Source organism: Nocardia pseudobrasiliensis NBRC 108224, from assembly GCF_001613105.1.
Lineage (GTDB): Bacteria > Actinomycetota > Actinomycetes > Mycobacteriales > Mycobacteriaceae > Nocardia > Nocardia pseudobrasiliensis.
The window spans coordinates 96,509-114,639 of sequence record NZ_BDBS01000034.1 but is presented as its reverse complement, the minus strand read 5'-3'; the positions used below and the strand labels follow the sequence as shown (position 1 = coordinate 114,639).

Below are 18,131 nucleotides of genomic sequence, written 5' to 3'. Positions count from 1 at the left end.
TCGAGAAACGATTCGGTCGAGTAAAGAACGGGCAACTGGCAAAGTTTGCCAGTTTGTTTGACCCTCCCGAAAACTCTTGATACGATAATTTCAAATCGAACTAAATTTCTATTTCGAGCTGCTTCGCTTTCGTAATCCCTGTTATCGGATGAGTTCGGTGAGCACCGCTCGATGCGCAGTTCACCGGAAGGAAAGCCGTGCCGGGGCCAACTCAACAGGACGTCAGAAATACTTTCGATCGTGGCCTTCCCGCGCAGACCGCCGTCGATTCGGTGATCGTGGTCGGCGCGGGTCTGGCCGGACTCGCCACCGCCTGCGAATTGGCCGAGCAGGGCATCGCGGTCACCGTTCTCGAGGCCGATGCCCGACCCGGTGGCAGAACCCGCACGCTGCGCCACCCGTTCGCCGACGATCTCCACGCCGAGGCGGGCGCCATGACCGTGACGCGCCACTGCCACTACACCATGGCCTATTTGCGCCGCATGGGCCTCGACACCGAACCCAGCGATCTGGTCGACACCGACTTCCGCTACTACCGCGCCGGTCGTCGAATCCGGCCCGACAAGATCGGCGATCACGCCGAGGAACTGGGACTGTCCGAACGCGAACGCGATCTGTCGGTGCCCGGCATGCTCGCCGACTACGTCGCCGGGCACAACGCGCGTATCGGCCCCGAACTCACCGAGCCGAACTGGAATCCCACGCCGCGCCTGCTGGAACTGGACCGAATCTCGGTGCGCGAGATCCTCACCCGCCGCGGCGCCTCACCCGCCGCGATCGGCCTGATGGAACCGATGTTCCTGGAGATGCGCGGTGGCGAACTGGAATCCGCGTCGGCGATGGCCTGGGCGCGCTACGAATCGGGCCCGCGCTCGTTCTCCACCGCGGACGGCGGCTGGTACAAGATCAAGGACGGCACCGATACCCTGGCCCGGGCGCTGGCGGGCAAGATCTCCGAGCGGGTCTGCTACCGCAGTCCGGTCGTCCGGATCACCCAGGACGCCCACGGCGTCGAGGCGACCGTCCTCGATCGCGACCGGCTGCGCACGTTGCGGGCGGACCGCATGGTCCTGACCGCGCCGTTTCCCAGCGTGCGACGCATCAATCTCTCGCAAGCGGGTATGTCGGCGACGAAACACTCGGCGATACGCCGGCTGCGGTACGCGTCGGTGCTCAGGATATTTCTACAGATGCGCAAGAAGTTCTGGCCGGAAGAACGGCTGATGATATCGACGGATACCGCGCTGTGCACGGTCCGTGATGCCACGCCACGCCAACCCGGACCACGCAAGATCATCGAATGCTGGCTCACCGGATGGCCCGCCCAGGCGGCCGCCGAACTGAGCCCCGACGGACGGCTCGATTTCGCGCTGCGCGAACTCGAGCCGATTCTGCCCGGCGCTCGGGAAAACTTCGAACTCGGCACATCGGTAGCCTGGGACAACGAACCTTTCACCGGCGGCGCCTACATTCTTCCGGAGACGGGTCACGGCGAACTCATGCCTCATCTCGCCAGACCGGAAGGTAGGATTCATTTTGCGGGCGAGCACACCGCATTCGAACCCAACGGGGGGTCGATGAATTACGCACTGGAATCGGCGATTCGCGTGCTCATCGAAATGTCCTCGACGTGATACCGATGCGATCGGTGAATTCGTGGCGTACTGGAAAGGAGGAGTCAGTTGCTACATCCGCGCCTGCTGGTCGTAGCCGATTGCGACGGGATCGAGGAGACGGTCAAGGACCTGAAGCGACACGGATTCGAACCCGAGCCGATCTCGACCGGCGCCGAAACCATGGCGATCTATGCCGATTTCGACGTGGTCCTGATCGACCTCGACTTCACCGACTTCGACGGCCTCACCCTGTGCCGGGAAATCCGCAGGGCCAGCGAGATTCCCATGATCGCCTTCGCCTCCTCCTTCGAACTGGACCGTGTCCTCGCGCTGGAGGCCGGCTGCGACGACTGCATCGTCAAGCCGTATCACAGCCGTGAACTCATGGCCCGCCTGCGCGCGCTGCTGCGCAGGGCGCACATCATGTCGCAGCCGTCGCTGATCGTCGGCGAACTCGAGATCGACTCCGCACTGCGCGAGATCCGCATCGGCGGTCGGCTGATCGAGTTGACCCGCAAGGAATTCGAACTGCTGCGCGTGCTGGCCACCGAACCGCACCGGGTCTTCTCCCGCGCCGAACTGCTGCAGCGGGTGTGGGGCTACGACGATGTGGACGCCGAGGTGACCTCGCTGGCCAGCCGAACCATCGACACCCATCTGAGCAGCATCCGCAAGAAACTCGGCTGCCCCAACTGGATCGTGACCGTGCACGGCGTCGGCTTCCGGTTCAACGACGAAATGAGCAAGCCCAAGCCCGCCCGCGCCGGTGAGGCCGCGGGCTAGCCGGGCGCGGGCGCGCATCGCTATCCGGTCCGCACGGCCTGCGGCGCGAACCGACGACCGTACCGCTCGACGAATTCCCGGATCACCGTGTCCTGCTCACGAGTGAGATCCCGGCCCTCGCACAGCGAATCCAACGCGGCACTGCGCTGATGGTGGGTCCGCTGCGCGGCGTCGTAGGACATATGGCTGAACGCGACCATCTGATACAGCGGGGTGTACAGCTCCGGCCACAGCTCGTGCAGCCGTCGCTCCAGCGCACGCCGGGACAGAAACAGCGGATCGTTCACATGATCGGACAGTTCGTCGAGATTCTGCAGCGACAGCTCGGCCAGCGCGTGACCGGCCTTCACCCGCACATCGCTGTACTCCTCGGCCACCACGTGCGCGACCGCCCCGGCCTCCGGCCGTGCGCCGAAGCGGAACTTCGCCAGCAGCCGCGCCAGCGTCGCGGCGTCCTCGAAACTGCAGTTGATGCCCTGCCCGAAGAACGGCACCACGGCATGGGCGGCATCGCCGACCAGTACCGCGCGCCGATGATGATAGGGCGCGCAGTTGACGATCCGCAGCCGCCCGGGATCGCGTGCGGCCAAATCGGATCCGACCTCGACCATCCGCCCGAACACATCCGGGAATTCGGTCGCGCAGTAGGTGCTGATCGCCTCGGCCGACGGCAGCTCGGAGAAGTGCCGATGCGACGCGTCCCCGGCTACCGGTTTGAACAGACTCGTGGTGAAGGTCTGATCCTGATTCGGCTGGGCCTGCAGGAAATGATCGCCGCGCGGCCACAGATGCATACCGGTCGGATCGGCATCGCCGTAATCCATGGTGATCTCGGCATATCCGTGCGCGATGGTCTCGCGCGTCACCCACATGCGCGTCGGATGTTCGGCCGAGATGGCCTCGCGCACAGCGCTGTTGGCGCCGTCGCAGCCGACCAGCAGATCACCGGTGACCCAGCCGGTGCGCCCGCCGGCCTCGCGTAGCAGCGCGGCCGGGCGCGTGGTGTCCACGTCGACACACCGTCGGCCGTAATGGATTCGGGCCCCGGCCCGTTCGGCCTGATCGCGCAGGATGTCCTGGAGTACCCGCCGCGGAATGGACAGCAGGTGATGCGCGTCGGAGGTGCCATAGGGCTGCGTGGAGATCGCGCCGTCGCGGTGGTGGATGATCCGCTTGGCCAGCACGGTGCCCTGCAGATAGAGCCGTCGCCGGACCGATCGGGGCAGACAGTCCAGTCCGCGCGAGGTGAGGGTGAGATTGAAGGAGTGACCGGATCCCGTACCGGCCGACTCCGCTTCGCGTTCGAACAGGTCCACTCGCAGACCCTGCCGCCGCAGCAGCGTGGCCAGGGCACAGCCGACCGGGCCCGCGCCGATGATCACCACCGAGCGCATCTGGACTTCAGGCACTGCAACTTCCTCCCTGAGGCGGCGCGTCCGACGGCGGCAGGGCGCCGACGGCGCGGAAATACTCGAACATCCGGTGGATCCATCCGGTATCCGCCGGCGGATACGGGCAGCCGAGGCGGGCCAGTGCGCGCCTGGACTTCTCGTTGTCGAACGAGTGCGCCCCGAGACGCATCACGCCCTCCCGCATGAACGGCACCAGCGGCCCGAGCCCCTGGCTGCGTTCGTCGGTCTCGACCTGCCGTTCCAGCGCGACCAACCAGTCGGCGGAAGCGGCCGGGCGCACCGGATACCCCTGCTCGCGAATGGCCGCGATGATCGTGGGCCAGTCGAGCCCGTCCGTGTGATAGAGATGCCAGTTCTCGTTGTCCGGCTCGGCTTCCGACAGCCGGATGATCGCCCGCGCCACATAGTCCACCGGCAGCAGATCGACCGCGGGGGCCTCGACGATGTCCTGCGGATAGCAGCCCAGCAGGGCGAAACCCTTCATCTGCAACCAGAAGAAGTCGTCGTGTCGGCACGCGCCGGTGCGGCGGTGTCCCGCGATGCGGCCGACGCGGTGCACGGTGACCGGCAGTCCGGCCGCCCGAGCCCGCAGCGCGAGATGTTCGGCGACCCATTTGCTTTGCGAATACCCGATGCCCAGGGACGAGGGATCGCCGGGCACCGTGTCCTCGGCGACCCGCCCGCTCGTGGAATCCGGCGGGAACACCCCGAGGGTGGAGATCAGCCGCAGCGGAGTGCGATTGAGCGCGCACAGTTCGATGAGGTCGCGCAGTCCGTCGACATTGGTGCGCTTGACCGTGTGATACGGCACGACGAAGTTGATGTGCGCGGCCGCGTGATAGACCTCGCTCACCGTCCGCGCCTGCGCCTCGTAGTCGTCCCCGAGCCCGAGTCGCGGTTGGGCCAGATCGCCCAGGCAGATCTCGACCTCGTCGAGCCGGGAGGGATCGAGCGCGAACTTGCGGAAGGTGCGGCGCACCCGATCCCGCCCGTCGGCCACGCTCTCGGCGCGGATCAGACAGCGCACCCGCCGCCCGGACCGCTGCAGTTCGTCGAGCAGATGACTGCCCAGGAAACCCGTTGCCCCGGTGAGCAATACGGCCCCGTCGACCGGTTCGCGCCGCTGTCCCACCGCGAGTTCGCCGAGTTCGGCCTCCGCGCGCAGATCCAGGCTCGCACCGCCGCCGCGATCGACGAGGCATCGGGCCATTCCGCGCGGGGTCGGCGTGCTCAACAGCGCCGACAGCGCGATATCGGTGGCGAACCGCCGCTTGACCATTCGATGCAGGCGGGCGGCCAGTAGCGAATGTCCGCCCAGGACGAAGAAGTCGGATTCGGGTGAGTCCGGCGGCTGCCCGATCACCTCGGCCCACAGCTCGGCCATCGCGCGCTCGGTCTCGGTCCAATCGGCCTCGGCCACCGCGGCCGTGGCCTCGGACCGGTCGAGCGACTCGGCCAGCGCCCGGCGATCGGTCTTGCCGTTCGGCGTCACCGGAATCGTGTCGACGCGGGTGATCTGTCGCGGAATCATGTACCCCGGCAGGACTTCTCCGAGCCGGGCACGCCAGTCCGCCGGTGGGTCGGCGGCGCTCTGGACGAAGGCGTGCAGGGCGCGGTCACCTCCGGCGCTCACCACGATCACCGCGGCCGCCACCACGGCCAGCGCGCGTTCCAGCGCGGCCTCGATCTCACCCGGTTCGACGCGATAGCCGCGAATCTTGACCTGATCGTCGCGGCGGCCGCGATAGTGCAGCTGCCCGTCCGGCGCGAGTACGACCACATCGCCGGTGCGATACATCAATTGATCGGCGACGAACGGATCGGCCACCATGGCCTCGCGCGTCTTGTCCGGCAGCCCGATATAGCCCGGCGAGACGACGGGACCCGCGATACACAGTTCGCCCTCCACGCCGAACGGAACCTGCCGCGCCGCCCCGGTCGAATCATCTTCCAGCACATAGGCATCCACGCCGGCGACCACCCGGCCGATGGCGGGAACGCTGGGCCAGGCGTCGGTATCCGCGGGGAGCGCGTCCCAGCTGCACAGATGCGCCTCGGACGGACCGTAGGCATTGATCAGGCGGGCATTCGGATTGCGCCGGAACATCTCCCGCAGATCCGCGGTGATCACCAGGCGTTCGCCGGTGACGTACACCTCGCGCAGCTCCGGCAGTTCCAGCGCGGACGATCGCAGCACGGCCGCGAGTTCGCGCAGCGCGACATACGGCAGATACATCCGCTCGATCCGCTGTTCGGCCAGCAGCGCGGCCAGTTCCTCGAAATCGGTGCGCGCGGCGACGGGCGGTACGACGAGAGTTCCTCCGGCGCACAGCGTTCCGAAGACCTCCAGGGCGAAGACATCGAAGGCCGGTGGCATGTACTGCAGGGTGCGCAGCGCGCGTCCGCGGGAGAACAGGGCCTGATTGCGCACCAGATTGGCCAGTGTGGTCTCCGGCAGCGTGACGCCCTTGGGCCTGCCGGTGGAGCCGGAGGTGTACACGATGTAGGCCGTATCGCGCGGCGTCTTGCGCCCATTCTCGACAAATGCTGTCCCACCGTCGATTTCGGAGGTATCGACGATGGCGAGACCGTCGGACAGCGGAACGCCGGACACCTCGATATCGGCCGCGCGCACGAGAATTTCCGCGCCGCAGTCCCCCAGCGCGAAGCCCAGCCGCTCCGCCGGTTGATCGGCGTCGAGGGTCACATACGCCCCGCCCGCGCGCAGAATGCCGATGATCACCGTCACCAGCTCGATCCCCGGCCGCATGAGCACCGCGACCGGACGGCCGTCGCGCACACCCCGGGCCGCCAGGCCCGCGGCCACCGCGTCGACCCGGCGCGACAGCTCGGCGTAGTCGATGACCGTGCCGTCGGCGATGATCGCGGGTTCGGCATCGGCCGTCGCGGCGGCCGCGGTGAACAGGTCGGCGGTCAGCTCGGTACCCAACTCGGGCGCGTCGGCGCGGCGTGCGCACAGCGTCGTGATCGCCTGTCGCTCTTGCGCACCCACCCAGCGCAGTTCGCGCACCGGCGTCTGCGGTTCGCTCAGCACGCTGTCGACGAGGGTGCGCAGGCGCTCGGCGAGAAAGGCTGTGAAGCTCTCCCCGCCGGGCGCGGACGTCGCGTGTTCGACATTGAGCGTGTAGTGCTCGGCGGTCTCGTCGACAAGTATCGCGAGTTCGTATTTCGCGCCGCCCGCCGCGTGCTCCCAGGTCTCCGCGCCCCATTCGCGCAGTCCCAGTCGCCGGGCGTTCGACGGCATCACGGTGATCATCGCGTCGAACACCTCGCCCGTCCCGTCGCGGCCGCCGCCGGACGCGCGCAGCCCGCCGACCACCGCCTCCAGCGGGGTGTGCCGATGTCGGAGCGCCTCGAGCACTTCGCGTTTCACCGCTCCCAGCACATCGCGGGCGGTCGCGTCCGGTCCCAGCCGGTGGCGCAGCACCACGGTATTGGTGAGATGGCCGAGCACCTCGCCGTCACCGGCCCCGCGCACCGTGACCGGAAGGCCGAGCAGCACATCGTCGCGGCGGGTATGCCGGTGCAGCAGTAGGAAACTCAGGGCGATGAAGAACATACTTGTCGTAATGCCCTGTGCGGCACAGAATTCGCGCACACGAGCCGAAGTGTCCGAGTCGAGCACCGTCTGGCGGACCACCTGCCGGGTCGGCCCCTGTCCCGGCAATCCGATCGGCGTCGCGGCCGGGGGCCCGGCGAGTTTGTCCTGCCAGTACCGCAGTGTCGCCGGATCCTCGGCCAGTTCCGCCCAGCGCGCATACGCCTCGATGGATTGGCGCGGCCGTCGCCGGGGTGGCTGGTCGCTCTGTGCCAGTGCGAGATACGCGGCCTCCACCTGCCCGAGATACGGCTTCCAGGACATGCCGTCGAAGACGGTGTGATGAATGTTGAACACCAGCACGCTGCCGCCGGGCACCCGCAGATGCCGCAGCCGTGCCAGCGGGCCGTCGCGCAGATCGAAGGCCGCGGCCCCGACCTGCGCGACCTGTTCGGCCACCCACGATTCGAGATCGCCGCCCGGGTACTCACACACCTCGACGATCGGCGCGAGTTCGCCGTGTACCACCTGCAGCAGCTCACCGTCGGCGTTCATCTCGAATGTGGTGCGAAGCGCCGAATTGTCCTGGTGCACAAGGCATAGCGCCCGCATCAGCCGGGTGTGATCGAGCGGAGTGCGCACGCGCAGCACCAGCGGCTGGTTGTAGGCGGTGGGATCGTCGCCGTAGGTGCTGGCGAACCACATGCCCGGCTGCGCCGGTGAGGCGGGCGCTCGCTCGACGTCGATTGCTGATCCTCGATCGGTTGCCGCCATGTCAGCCTCGCGTCCGCTTGTCGCGAATCAGATCGGCCACCCCGCGCACCGTGCCCACGCCGACGATCTCGTCGGGAGCCATCGCGACGCCCACGACATCCTCGAGCCGCGCCCCCAGATCGATCAAATGCAGTGAGGTGACGCCGCTTTCGATCAGACCGACATCCAGGCCGATCTGCTGGTACCCCGTGACCTCCACCAGCGTCGAGCGAATGAGCGTCGCCAACCGATCCTGATCGCCGCCCGAACCGTCTCGCTCGGCGGCGCGCGCCTCGAACTGCGCGGCCAGCTCGCGGCGATCGATCTTGCCATTGGCATTGCGCGGGAAGGCTTCCCGGATGAGCACCATGGACGGCACCATGTAGTCGGGTAGCCGGGCCCGCAGATGTTCGGCGAGATCGCGTTGCGACAGTTCGTGTCCGGGCGTCGGCACACACCACATCACCAGCTGATCGGCCGGTCCCCCGCTCGGCACGCCGAGCACGACGGCCTGTTCCACACCCGGGAACGCCTCGGCCGTCACCTCGACATGTCGCGGCTCGACGCGGAAGCCGCGCACCTTCAGCATCTGATCGGTGCGACCGGCGAGCACGATCTCACCGCTCTCGGTCACCTTGGCCAGATCACCGGTGCGCAGCAGTCGCTTGCCCTCGTGCCGGACGAATTTGCGTTCGGTCAGATCCGGATCGCCCAGATATCCCAGTGCCACACCGTCTCCGGCGATACACAGTTCGCCGATCCGCCCGGGCGGGCACCGGTCGAAATATTCGTCACGTACGGTCATTTCGACGGTCGGCATCGGCCGCCCGACCGGAATCTCGGCCTCCGACACCTCGGCCGGGGTGACCTTGTGCACGGCGGTCAGCGCGGAGTTCTCCGTACAGCCGAAGGCATTGAACAGATCGCCCTCGACCACCTCGAGCGCGCGCTCGAGGTGAGCGGCCGAGGGGAAGTCGCCGCTGACGATCACCGTGCGCGCCTGGGCGATGGCCTGGGGATGATGTTCGACGAGCAGATTGAACAGGCCCACCGACAGATTCAGCACCGTGATCCGCTCGCGCACGATGAGCCGGGCCAGCGAGCCCAGCGGCGGGACCTCCTGCGGTGCGACGGTGAGTCGACCGCCGCGCAGCAGGCAGGTCCAGATATCGGTCGTCGAGGCGGCGAAGGCCGGTTGCGCCAATTGCAGGAACCGATCCTCGGGCCCGGGGGTGAATCCGGTCAGATGCCTTGCGACCCGGGCGATTCCGCGATGGGCAATCACCACGCCCTTGGGCACGCCGGTCGAGCCCGAGGTGAACAGGATGAAGGCGGGCGCTTCCGCGTCGATGCCGGGGCTTATCGTCTCCTCGACCGAATCGGCCGCGGCGGAGAGCAATTCGGTTACCGGCAGGCAGTTCTCGGGCGGAATTCCGGCGGGCGGCTCGGTCGAGTCGATCACTGTCAGGGCCGGTTCGGCGGCCTCGATCATGCGCGCCTTGTGTTCCGGTGGATGCGCGGGATTGAACGGCACCACCACCAGCCCGGCCCCGAGGATGCCCAGGAACAGCTGATAGGTGGTCGGACCGCGGTCGAGGTGCACCCCGACCCGGTCCCCCGGCGTCAGGCCGCGCTCGCGCAGCGCCCGCGCGATGCGGCTCGCACACGCGGCCAGTTCGGCGTAGGTCAGCGTTGTCACGCCGTCGGAGACGGCCTCGCGCCCGGCATGCTCGCGCGCGGTCCGCTCGAATGCGTCGACAATCGTCTCGGTGGTGGTGAGAGGGTGTTTCATCGCGCCGATGTCACCGTCCCTTCTAGGCCGATGTGGTTCAGGCTGATCCGGCCGAACGGAGTCGACGGATCCGCCAGATCCAATGGCAGATCGAAGTGATCCCGGTCGGGCACGATCTGTTCGGTGACCGGAATCGACTGTGTGGAAAGGTATTCCGCATACCGCGCCTGCTGGCGCAGATAGGTGGGCGTCTCGTGGCGCCCGGCGGCGAGCAGCACCGAATCGCAGCGCGGCGCGGACATGCGCAGCGGACTGCAATCGCGGGCCAGTTCGGGGGTCAGCCCGAGCGCGTCGTTGATATAGGTTCGGGGGATCTCGGTCAGGTCGTAGAGCCCGCTCAGCAGGCAGGCGCTGCGAACCCGGGGCGCCGCACCCGCCGACAGCGCCGCGGCCAGCAGATGCGCACCGGCGCTGCTGCCCGCCACATGCACCCGGTGTGGATCGATGCCGAACAGCGCGCCCGCGGTGACCACCCAGTCCAGCGCCCGCGCGACCGAGGCGATCATCTCGGGCATGGTGCGCGATGGGGCGAGACCATAGCCAACGGCCACATAGGCGCAGCCCTGCGCGACGGTCGGTTCGGCCGCGAAACAGGCGTCCTCGATACCGGATTCCTGCCAGTGCCCGCCGTGCACGAACACCAGCGCCGCGGTCTCGGGTCCCCGCGTGCCGGGCGGTACGGCCGGGAACACATGGCAGCGTTCGCCGCGCTCCTCGCCGTAGCGCACGGCCACGTGCACATCGAGCCGCGACCGCGCGTCGTCACCGCGCGCCCGGTACCGCCGCAGCGATCCGGCCGGATCGCGGGCGACCGAACTGGGCGAGTATTCGCGGTCGATCTCACGCATCGGGCTTACGTCCTTCGATGACCCCGTGCGGTGTCCAGCCCGCATTGTGGATTCGGGTGATATCGGCGAAACCCGCTGAGGCGAGCCACTCCTCGTGCTCACGCCACGGATAGATCGTCGATTCCTCCGACGGCAGCGTCGCGAAGTACACATTGTCCAGCGCGGTGTAGAGCGGCCCGCGCCCGTCGTCGTCGGCGAAGGCATTGAACACCAGCACCCGCCCGCCCGGCGGCAGCGCGTCGAAGGCCCGTTTGAGCAGCGCCCGGTTCTGCTCCGGCGACCAGATGACGAACTGATGCGCGAACAGCACCGCGTCGTATCCGGTGGGCAGCGGATCGCCGAACATATCGCCCGCGACCACATCGATCCGGTCGCCGAGTCCGGCGGTGGCGATATTGTCGCGCGCCACCTGCACCGCGCCCTCGAGGTCGAAAACCGTTGCGCGCAGCTGCGGATGGGCCCGCGCCAGCGAGATCGCGTTCACCGCGTCCCCACCGCCGACATCGAGAATCCGGCGCACACCGGTGTAGTCGACCTGGCGCAGCAGTACGGGATTGGACAGCTCCGACCAGGAGTGCATGCCCCGGAAGAACAGATTCTCGAGTTCCGGCGTCTGTTCGAGCCGGGTGTACAGATCGTCGCCGGCGCCGGGTAGATGTTTGAGCCCGAGATTCTTTCCGGTGCGCAGTGATTCGGCGTATTCCTTGGCGGGCAGATAGGACAGCCGGTGCTGGAAGTCGATGATATTGCGGATCAGCGGCCAGGCGCCGTCGCGCATCGCGGCGCGCAGCGTCGAGCTCAGGCTGTACCGGTCGGCCTCCCGCTCGGTCAGTCCCAGTGCCGTCGTGCCCAGCAGCAGCATGCGCGCCGATTTACCGGGCAGTCCGAGTCCCGTGGCGGCCTGATCGCTGGTGGACGGTCCGTTGAGGTCGAGATATTCGAACAGTTGCAGTTCCGAGGCCGCCCGCAATTGCTGAAATGCGGCGAACCCGAACAACACCGGGACCAGCGAGCTGAGATCGACCGGCGCGGTCGTTCCGGTCTCGAATTCTGTCATCGTGATCGTATTCCTCCAGATCTTTACAGCCGAGTTCGAAATGTCCACAGCTCCGGGAAGAAGCGGTGCTCGTTGACGGCGCGCAGCCAGGGCGCGCCGTCGGTGCCCGCGGTTCCGCTCTTGCCACCGAGCATGCGTTCGACGACGAGCAGATGGGTCGCGCGCCAGCGGGAGAATTGATAGGCGACCTCCAGCAGGCACTCCGCCAGACGATGCGCCTGCGGATACCGCTCGCGGTGGCGGTAGATCTCCAGCCATACGTCCTCGACGAGTGGATTCGATTCGTGCTGGCGCTCCGGCGATTTCGTAAGGCATTCGGCGGGCACCGAAAAACCCTGCCGCGCGAGGTACCGCAGCACCACGTCGTACAGCGAGGGCCGCGCCAATTCGGCGATGGGCAGTGGATGACCGTCCGCGTGCGCGGCCTCCACCTGATGGGCGGGCCGATTACCCAGGACGAATTCCAGGACCCGATAGGCGAAGGATTGCACGCCCGACGCATCGCCCAGTACGTGCCGGAAGGCGACGAATTCGTCGACCGACATGCCGTTCATGGATTCCCAGCAGGCGACGAGTACCCGCTGGGTGCGCGTCGCCCGGGCCAGGGCGAGACAAGCCTCGGCGACCTCGTCGCCTTCCAAAGCGGCGCGGGCGGTGTCCAGATCATCGGTCACCGCGCGAAACAGCAGTTCCTTGACGTGGCTGATCAGAATGAAATTGAGCTCACCCCGGGCCTCGCTGCGCGGCCGTGCCAATTCGTGCAACCGGTCCATTCGCGCGTAGGCCACATATTCGGGGGTCGTGTATTCGGCTGCCCTGGTCATCGCACTCCTTCCACGGCTTCGCACAGCGCCTCGACCGCGCGGCGCAGTTGCTCCTCGGTCACATACAGCGGCGCGAAGGCGAGGCGGATCAGATCCGGCGGCCGGGAGTCGATGTGCACGCCGCGCTCGGCGAGCACGGCCTCGACCTTCTCGGCCTCGGGGATTCGCAGCGCGAGATGTCCACCGCGCCGGTCCGGATCTTTCGGCGAGGCCAGCCGCGCGGCCAGGTCCGGGCGACGCCGCCGCAGCTGGCCGAGGAAGTACTCGCCGAGTTCGCCACTGCGCCTGCGCAGTTCGTCGATACCGACCTCGACCAGTGGATCGAGGGCGTGGTTCAGGCCGACCAGGCCGAGCACCGGCGGTGTGCCCGTGCGCGCCCGGTCGATACCATCGGCGGGGGTGAAGGTCGGCGACATCTCGAACATGCGCGCATGCCCGTGCCAGCCCGACAGCGGGAAGTCGATCCGCGACTGCAGGCGTTCGGGCACATAGGTGAACGCCGGTGCGCCCGGTCCACCGCCGAGGTATTTGTAACCGCAGCCGATCGCGAGATCGACCCGATTGTCGTCGAGATCGACCGGCAGCACGCCCGCGGCATGGCTGAGATCCCACACCGACAGCGCGCCGTATTCGTGGCACAGCGCGGTGGTCGGGCCGATCTCGCGTCGCTCGCCGGTGCGGAAATCCACGGGCGCGGCCACCGCGGCGGCCACCTCGTTTCCGCGTTCGCGCAGGAAAAGGTCGAAACCCGATCGGGATTCGACGACCGTCCGGCGACCCAGCAGCCGAGCCACCGAATCGGCGATGTACAGATCGGTCGGGAACGATTCCGCCTCGATCAGCAGCACCGGCCGATCCGGGCGTAGGCGGCACGCGGCCACCAGCACGTTGAACAGCGTCGAGGAGGTCGTCTCCCCGGCGACCACGATCTGACCCGGAGCCGCCCCGAGCAGGGCGGCCAACTTGTCGCCGATCGTGCGAGGCAGATCCAACCAGCCGTCCTGCCACCAGCCCCGCACCTGTCTGCGCGCCCACTGCTCGGAAACGAAGCGCTCGAGTTCGCCCGCCAGCGTGCGCAGGGGCGGCCCCAGTGAGTTCCCGTTCAGATGGACAGCGCCCTCGGTGGCGTAATCCTGCGGCCGAATCATGAAGCCTGCCCGCCTTTCTCGTCGTCGGTCATCCAGATCCGCCCGGCGACGCGCATCCGCGCGACGCCGTCACGGATCGAGCCGTCGCAGCCGAAGACCGATTCGGTGCCGTGGCGCGTCACCTGTCGCACGCTCACCGGCGCGCCCGCGCCGTCGGACAGTTCGAGGGCGGCCAGGCCGAGCGCGGCGGCGGCGGGCAGACATCCGGTGTCCTCGGGAATTCCGAAGCCGGGGGCGAACACTCGGGCCAGCACCTCCCGCCGATCCGGATCCCAGCGAAAGAAGGTGAGATCGGTGAGCTCCGAGTCCCGCATGCGATCCAGGTCCGGAACCGGCAGCGCGCGCGGATCCTCGGTGACGCGCACGAAGTTGAACGCCCGGCCCACCCCACCGGCATGGGATGTGCCCTCGTACGGGCCGAACTCCGCCGGATCGTGCGGAATCCGCTGGTGCACAACGGGTCCGTCGAATGGCACGCGCACTCGATGACCATCGGTCCACAGCCATTGCGGTCCGGCCGGGTTGGTGCGCCCGACCTCGCCCGCGTCCAGTAGATCCGCCCGGACCAGCCAGGCGGCGACTCCGGCCACCGAATGGGTGGCGAAGGGCGTCTCCCCGTCGGCATTGAAGATCCGGGATCCGAAAGTCCGCTCCGCGCGGGATGATTCGGTCACCAGTACGCTTTCGATCGCCTCGGTCTCCCGGGCGTGCGCGATCACCGCCGCGACCGGCTCGGCCTCGTTCTCCGGGACCAGCACATCGAGCAGGCTGCCCCGGCCGGGTGCGGTCCCGAACATATCCACAGTCGTCACACGCATCGCTTACCTGCCAAATACTTCTCGGCGAATTCGACGACGACTCGTTCGTCGCCCTGATACGGCTGATCGGGACGGGGCCAGTGCACGACCAGATCGGTGATACCGATCTGCTCGAGCACACCCACCGCGTCCTCGTAGGCGGCCAGCGACCGGGTGATCCCCCCGGCCGCGGCGTCGGCCACGAATATCCGCGCGAGGTCGGCCGGATCCCGGCCCGCTCGCTCGCAGGCGGATTCCATGGCGCGCACCTGTTTTCGCAGCACCGGCACGATCTCGGCCAGCGGCCGCATGCGGAAGTCATTGGGCGGTCCGGAGGTGATCCAGTGCCGCGCGTGCCGGGCGGCCAGGGCCATCCCCCGCGGTCCGGTCGCGGCGATCGCGAACGGCAACCGCCGCCCGTCCGCGGCGCGCGGGTGGAAGTTCACACCCGAGGCGGTGTACCAGCGCGAGGACCGATTCACCGTGCCGTGCACGAGCACCTCGTCGAGCAGTTCGACGAAGGCCTCGAATCGGTCGGCGCGTTCGCGCGGGCCCAGATCCGGACCGCCGAACATACTCGCGTCGTACCCCGGTGCGCCGCAGCCCAATCCGCAGATCAGTCGGCCGCCGGCGATATCGTCGACGGTACCGAGCTCCTTGGCGAATGCGACCGGATGACGGAAGTTCGGGGTCGCCACGAGCACGCCGAGGCCGATGGCGTCGGTGACCGTGGCCGCCGCGGTGAGGGTCGGAATCGAGCCGTACCACCGGCGATCGGCGAACCAGCGCCACATCAGATGGTCATAGGTCCACGCGTGGTGATAGCCGAGTTGTTCGGCGGCGCGCCAGCGTTCGGCGGCGAGCTTCCATTCGTATTCGGGCAGTATCGCGATGCCGTGTTTCATGGGCGCACATCCTCGAGCCGCAACTCCGACACCAGCCGGGCCGCCCGATCCAGCACCCGCACCATGCCGGGTACCAGGGGCTCCATGACATTCGACGTCTCGGGAACCACCGGATGATGCCGCCCGTCGACGAGCGGATACAGCCCGTGGTACCGCAGATCCGCCGCGAAATCGCCGATGCGCGAATCGAGTTGGGCGACGAATTCGGCGTGCGCGGTCGGGCGCCGCACCGTCAGGAAGAAGTTGTCGTAGAGATCCTCCTTCTCCCGCGAGACGCTCACCCCGGGCGCACCGGCGGAGCGCTGCAGCAGCGATCGACCGTCCGGCACCAGGTGATCGGCGATGTGGTCGTGAGTTGTCCCATTGCGCGCCAAGGCTTCTCCGAGCCGCGCGCAGGACGGATCGTCCTGCCACGGGAATCGGCCGCGGAACAGCCTGCGGATCGGCCGGTAATCCGGCGCCCAGGTCCCGCTGAACGAGGGATGCTGCAGGGCCATGCGCACCCGGGTGTAGGCGTGGTAGTGGTCGCGGGGAACGGTGGAGGAGTACAGCAGCACCGCGCTGTACCCGTCGACACAGGCGGCCAGCACCTCGAGTTCGCGCTCGGGCGGCACGCCGTCGGGGTAGCGCCCGACCACATCGCACATGGCCCGCCACAGCAGAAACGAGATCTGATGGCCCGCGATCCAGCGATACCAGAACAGCCGCTGCACCTCGGCCGGGCGGATGCCGTAGACCCTGTAGTCCGCCTCGTCGCGGCCGGTGACCGCGGTATCGGAGTCGGTCGAGGATTCGAAGGGGCGGCCGATCGGCGGCAGGAACAGCAATCGGGCGTGCAGTGCGGGGGGACGATGGTCACGATTCACGATCCGTCCCCCGGAAAATAGATGAATTCGAGTTCCAGGCCATTGGGATCCAGGACATACAGGCTCTGCATCCCGTCGGCGTCGGTCACGATCTCCGAGGGGGGATCGCTGCGCGCCCAGCGGATATCGATGCGCTCGCGCACCGAGAGCCAGCGCCGCCGCAGTTCGACCAGATCCTCGGCGCGGCGCACGGTGATCCCCACATGCTGGAACTGATAGCCCAGCGGATCGGGACCGTCCTGATTGTGCTCGGCCCGGTCGAAGACGTGGAATCGCATACCGCCGGATTTCACCTCGGCCAGCTTCTCGATACCGGGCAGGCGCGCGTGGGTCAGGGGCGAGAAACTGTCGAGTCGCCACTCGACCGTGGCGCCGAGGAATTCCCGATACCACCGGATGGTGGCCTCCACATCGTCGGTTTGAATGGCGAGGTGGTGGAATCTCGGCGCGATGTCCAACAGGTCCATCGGATGCCCTTCCGTCGCGAATGCGCTCGTCGTGCCGGCGCTTTCATCGTCGGTCGGCGGTGACGTCCGGGGCAATCAAATGGACCTCGAGAAACTGTCAAGTTGTTGTCAGACAGCTTCTTTCGATGCCGGACGAGACTCGGTGGTTCGCCACCGCAGATCCGGTGCGAGGGTGAGCAATCCGCACAGCGCCATGGCCGAACCGATCCACAGCGGGGCCGAAAGACCCAGTCCGGCACTGATGCCCAGACCGCCGAGCCACGGGCCGATGACCACGCCGACATTGATCGCGGAACCGTTGACGGTATTGACCAGCGCGCCCTCATTGGATACCGACATCACCCGCGCGGCCATGGCCGGATTGAGCGGCAGGCCGATCAGGCCCAGCAGGACGGTCGCGATCACCGTCGGCGCCTGATAGGAGACCGCGAGGGCGAAGCCCGCGAGGACCAGTGTCAGGGCGATCAGGCCGCCGAACAGGATCGGGCGCATATACCGATCCGCGTACCGGCCGACGATGGCATTGCCCACCACCGTGGCGATCCCGTACGCGGCGAACAGCACCGGCACCGTCGACGCCGAGAAATGGGCGGCATCGGTGTAAATCGGTGACAGATAGGTGAATCCGGCCACGACCGATCCGATGACCAGAGCATTGGTCGCATAGGCGCCCCACAGCCGCAGATTGCGGAAGGCCGCGATCTCGGCGCCGGGATCGAGGGTCTGGATGTCGCCGCCGGCGGGCACCTTCCACACGACCGCGGCGATGCACACCACCGCCAGGACATCGACGATCCAGAAACTCGCCCGCCACCCGAAGTGCTGCTGGATGAAGGTGGCCACCGGCAGGCCGACGACCTGGGCGACCATCATGCCGCCGTAGAGCACCGACATCGCCCGCCCGCGCCGCTGCGCTCCGACCAGGCGCACACAGACCGCCGCACCCACCCCGAAGAACGCCGAGGCGGCCAGTGCGGTCAGCACCCGCGCGATCACCAGCACCCAGTAGGCGTGCGCCAGCGCACCCAGCGTCTGCCCGGCCACGAACACCACCAGCAGCCAGACCAGCGAACGCTTCTGCGGCACCCGCGACAATCCGACGATCAGCAGTGGACCGCCGACGACCATGCCGACGGCGAAGATCGAGACGAGATAGCCCACGGCGGCGATGGACACACCGAGATCGCCGGAGATACCGGGTATCAGCCCGGCCACCATGATTTCCGTTGTGTTGAGGCAGAATACGCCAAGCCCCAGTATGTAGACGGCGAAAGGCATGGCGACCTCAACTGTTCGCGGGCGGG

Annotated in this window: 14 protein-coding genes; 2 read left to right on the top strand and 12 right to left on the bottom strand. The window is 67.6% G+C overall.

What is annotated here, in order from left to right; translation table 11 throughout:
• The first annotated feature begins 197 nt into the window (after positions 1-197).
• Together NP4_RS26260 and NP4_RS26255 are read left to right on the top strand one after the other, a co-directional pair.
• Positions 198-1,634: a flavin monoamine oxidase family protein gene (locus NP4_RS26260; protein WP_068003146.1), complete on the top strand. Its 1,437-nt coding sequence runs from the start codon at positions 198-200 to the stop codon at positions 1,632-1,634.
• Between the two features lie 48 nt (positions 1,635-1,682).
• Positions 1,683-2,399, top strand: a complete 717-nt coding sequence (locus NP4_RS26255) for a response regulator transcription factor (protein WP_245998496.1) — start codon at positions 1,683-1,685, stop codon at positions 2,397-2,399.
• A gap of 20 nt (positions 2,400-2,419) precedes the next feature.
• On the opposite strand, the gene NP4_RS26250 is transcribed toward NP4_RS26255, so the two are convergent.
• The 12 genes from NP4_RS26250 to NP4_RS26195 all read right to left on the bottom strand — a co-directional run bounded on the left by NP4_RS26250 (position 2,420) and on the right by NP4_RS26195 (position 18,105).
• A complete protein-coding gene (locus NP4_RS26250) occupies positions 2,420-3,808 on the bottom strand; it encodes an FAD-dependent oxidoreductase (protein ID WP_211335958.1) in 1,389 nt (462 codons plus the stop codon).
• Entirely contained in the window at positions 3,801-8,144 is a 4,344-nt protein-coding gene (locus NP4_RS26245) for a non-ribosomal peptide synthetase family protein (protein WP_082876234.1), read from the bottom strand. The genes NP4_RS26250 and NP4_RS26245 overlap by 8 nt, the downstream gene beginning before the upstream one ends.
• Position 8,145: 1 nt before the next feature.
• A complete protein-coding gene (locus NP4_RS26240; RefSeq protein ID WP_068003140.1) occupies positions 8,146-9,915 on the bottom strand; it encodes a non-ribosomal peptide synthetase in 1,770 nt (589 codons plus the stop codon).
• Positions 9,912-10,763 (bottom strand): alpha/beta hydrolase, encoded by an 852-nt coding sequence (locus tag NP4_RS26235; RefSeq protein WP_068003137.1) that lies wholly within the window; start codon positions 10,761-10,763, stop codon positions 9,912-9,914. The genes NP4_RS26240 and NP4_RS26235 overlap by 4 nt, the downstream gene beginning before the upstream one ends.
• The gene (locus NP4_RS26230; protein WP_068003135.1) at positions 10,756-11,820 is read right to left on the bottom strand and encodes a methyltransferase; all 1,065 of its coding nucleotides are present in this window, start codon (positions 11,818-11,820) and stop codon (positions 10,756-10,758) included. Before NP4_RS26230 ends, NP4_RS26235 begins: the two co-directional genes overlap by 8 nt.
• Positions 11,821-11,843: 23 nt before the next feature.
• Positions 11,844-12,644, bottom strand: coding sequence for a tryptophan 2,3-dioxygenase (locus NP4_RS26225; protein WP_068003132.1), 801 nt, complete (start codon positions 12,642-12,644; stop codon positions 11,844-11,846).
• Positions 12,641-13,792 carry an aminotransferase class V-fold PLP-dependent enzyme gene (locus NP4_RS26220; protein WP_068003129.1) on the bottom strand — a complete coding sequence of 384 codons (1,152 nt, stop codon included), beginning with the start codon at positions 13,790-13,792 and terminating at the stop codon, positions 12,641-12,643. The genes NP4_RS26225 and NP4_RS26220 overlap by 4 nt, the downstream gene beginning before the upstream one ends.
• Positions 13,789-14,610: a PhzF family phenazine biosynthesis protein gene (locus NP4_RS26215; RefSeq protein ID WP_068003127.1), complete on the bottom strand. Its 822-nt coding sequence runs from the start codon at positions 14,608-14,610 to the stop codon at positions 13,789-13,791. Before NP4_RS26215 ends, NP4_RS26220 begins: the two co-directional genes overlap by 4 nt.
• Positions 14,601-15,494, bottom strand: a complete 894-nt coding sequence (locus tag NP4_RS26210) for an LLM class flavin-dependent oxidoreductase (RefSeq protein WP_068003124.1) — start codon at positions 15,492-15,494, stop codon at positions 14,601-14,603. The genes NP4_RS26215 and NP4_RS26210 overlap by 10 nt, the downstream gene beginning before the upstream one ends.
• On the bottom strand, positions 15,491-16,360 hold the full coding sequence (locus NP4_RS26205) for a 3-methyl-L-tyrosine peroxygenase-related protein (protein WP_245998502.1): 870 nt from the start codon (positions 16,358-16,360) through the stop codon (positions 15,491-15,493). The genes NP4_RS26210 and NP4_RS26205 overlap by 4 nt, the downstream gene beginning before the upstream one ends.
• Positions 16,357-16,827, bottom strand: a complete 471-nt coding sequence (locus NP4_RS26200; RefSeq protein ID WP_068003120.1) for a VOC family protein — start codon at positions 16,825-16,827, stop codon at positions 16,357-16,359. The genes NP4_RS26205 and NP4_RS26200 overlap by 4 nt, the downstream gene beginning before the upstream one ends.
• A gap of 108 nt (positions 16,828-16,935) precedes the next feature.
• Complete coding sequence (locus tag NP4_RS26195) at positions 16,936-18,105, bottom strand: MFS transporter (RefSeq protein WP_068003117.1); 1,170 nt, start codon at positions 18,103-18,105, stop codon at positions 16,936-16,938.
• Between the last annotated feature and the right edge of the window lie 26 nt (positions 18,106-18,131).

What these genes read in the sequence shown, in the direction of transcription:
- NP4_RS26245 (WP_082876234.1), bottom strand. Translation starts at nt 8,144, where the DNA reads ATGGCGGCAACCGATCGAGGATCAGCAATCGACGTCGAGCGAGCGCCC.
- NP4_RS26240 (WP_068003140.1), bottom strand. Translation starts at nt 9,915, where the DNA reads ATGAAACACCCTCTCACCACCACCGAGACGATTGTCGACGCATTCGAG.
- NP4_RS26235 (WP_068003137.1), bottom strand. Translation starts at nt 10,763, where the DNA reads ATGCGTGAGATCGACCGCGAATACTCGCCCAGTTCGGTCGCCCGCGAT.
- NP4_RS26230 (WP_068003135.1), bottom strand. Translation starts at nt 11,820, where the DNA reads ATGACAGAATTCGAGACCGGAACGACCGCGCCGGTCGATCTCAGCTCG.
- NP4_RS26225 (WP_068003132.1), bottom strand. Translation starts at nt 12,644, where the DNA reads ATGACCAGGGCAGCCGAATACACGACCCCCGAATATGTGGCCTACGCG.
- NP4_RS26220 (WP_068003129.1), bottom strand. Translation starts at nt 13,792, where the DNA reads ATGATTCGGCCGCAGGATTACGCCACCGAGGGCGCTGTCCATCTGAAC.
- NP4_RS26215 (WP_068003127.1), bottom strand. Translation starts at nt 14,610, where the DNA reads ATGCGTGTGACGACTGTGGATATGTTCGGGACCGCACCCGGCCGGGGC.
- NP4_RS26210 (WP_068003124.1), bottom strand. Translation starts at nt 15,494, where the DNA reads ATGAAACACGGCATCGCGATACTGCCCGAATACGAATGGAAGCTCGCC.
- NP4_RS26200 (WP_068003120.1), bottom strand. Translation starts at nt 16,827, where the DNA reads ATGGACCTGTTGGACATCGCGCCGAGATTCCACCACCTCGCCATTCAA.
- NP4_RS26195 (WP_068003117.1), bottom strand. Translation starts at nt 18,105, where the DNA reads ATGCCTTTCGCCGTCTACATACTGGGGCTTGGCGTATTCTGCCTCAAC.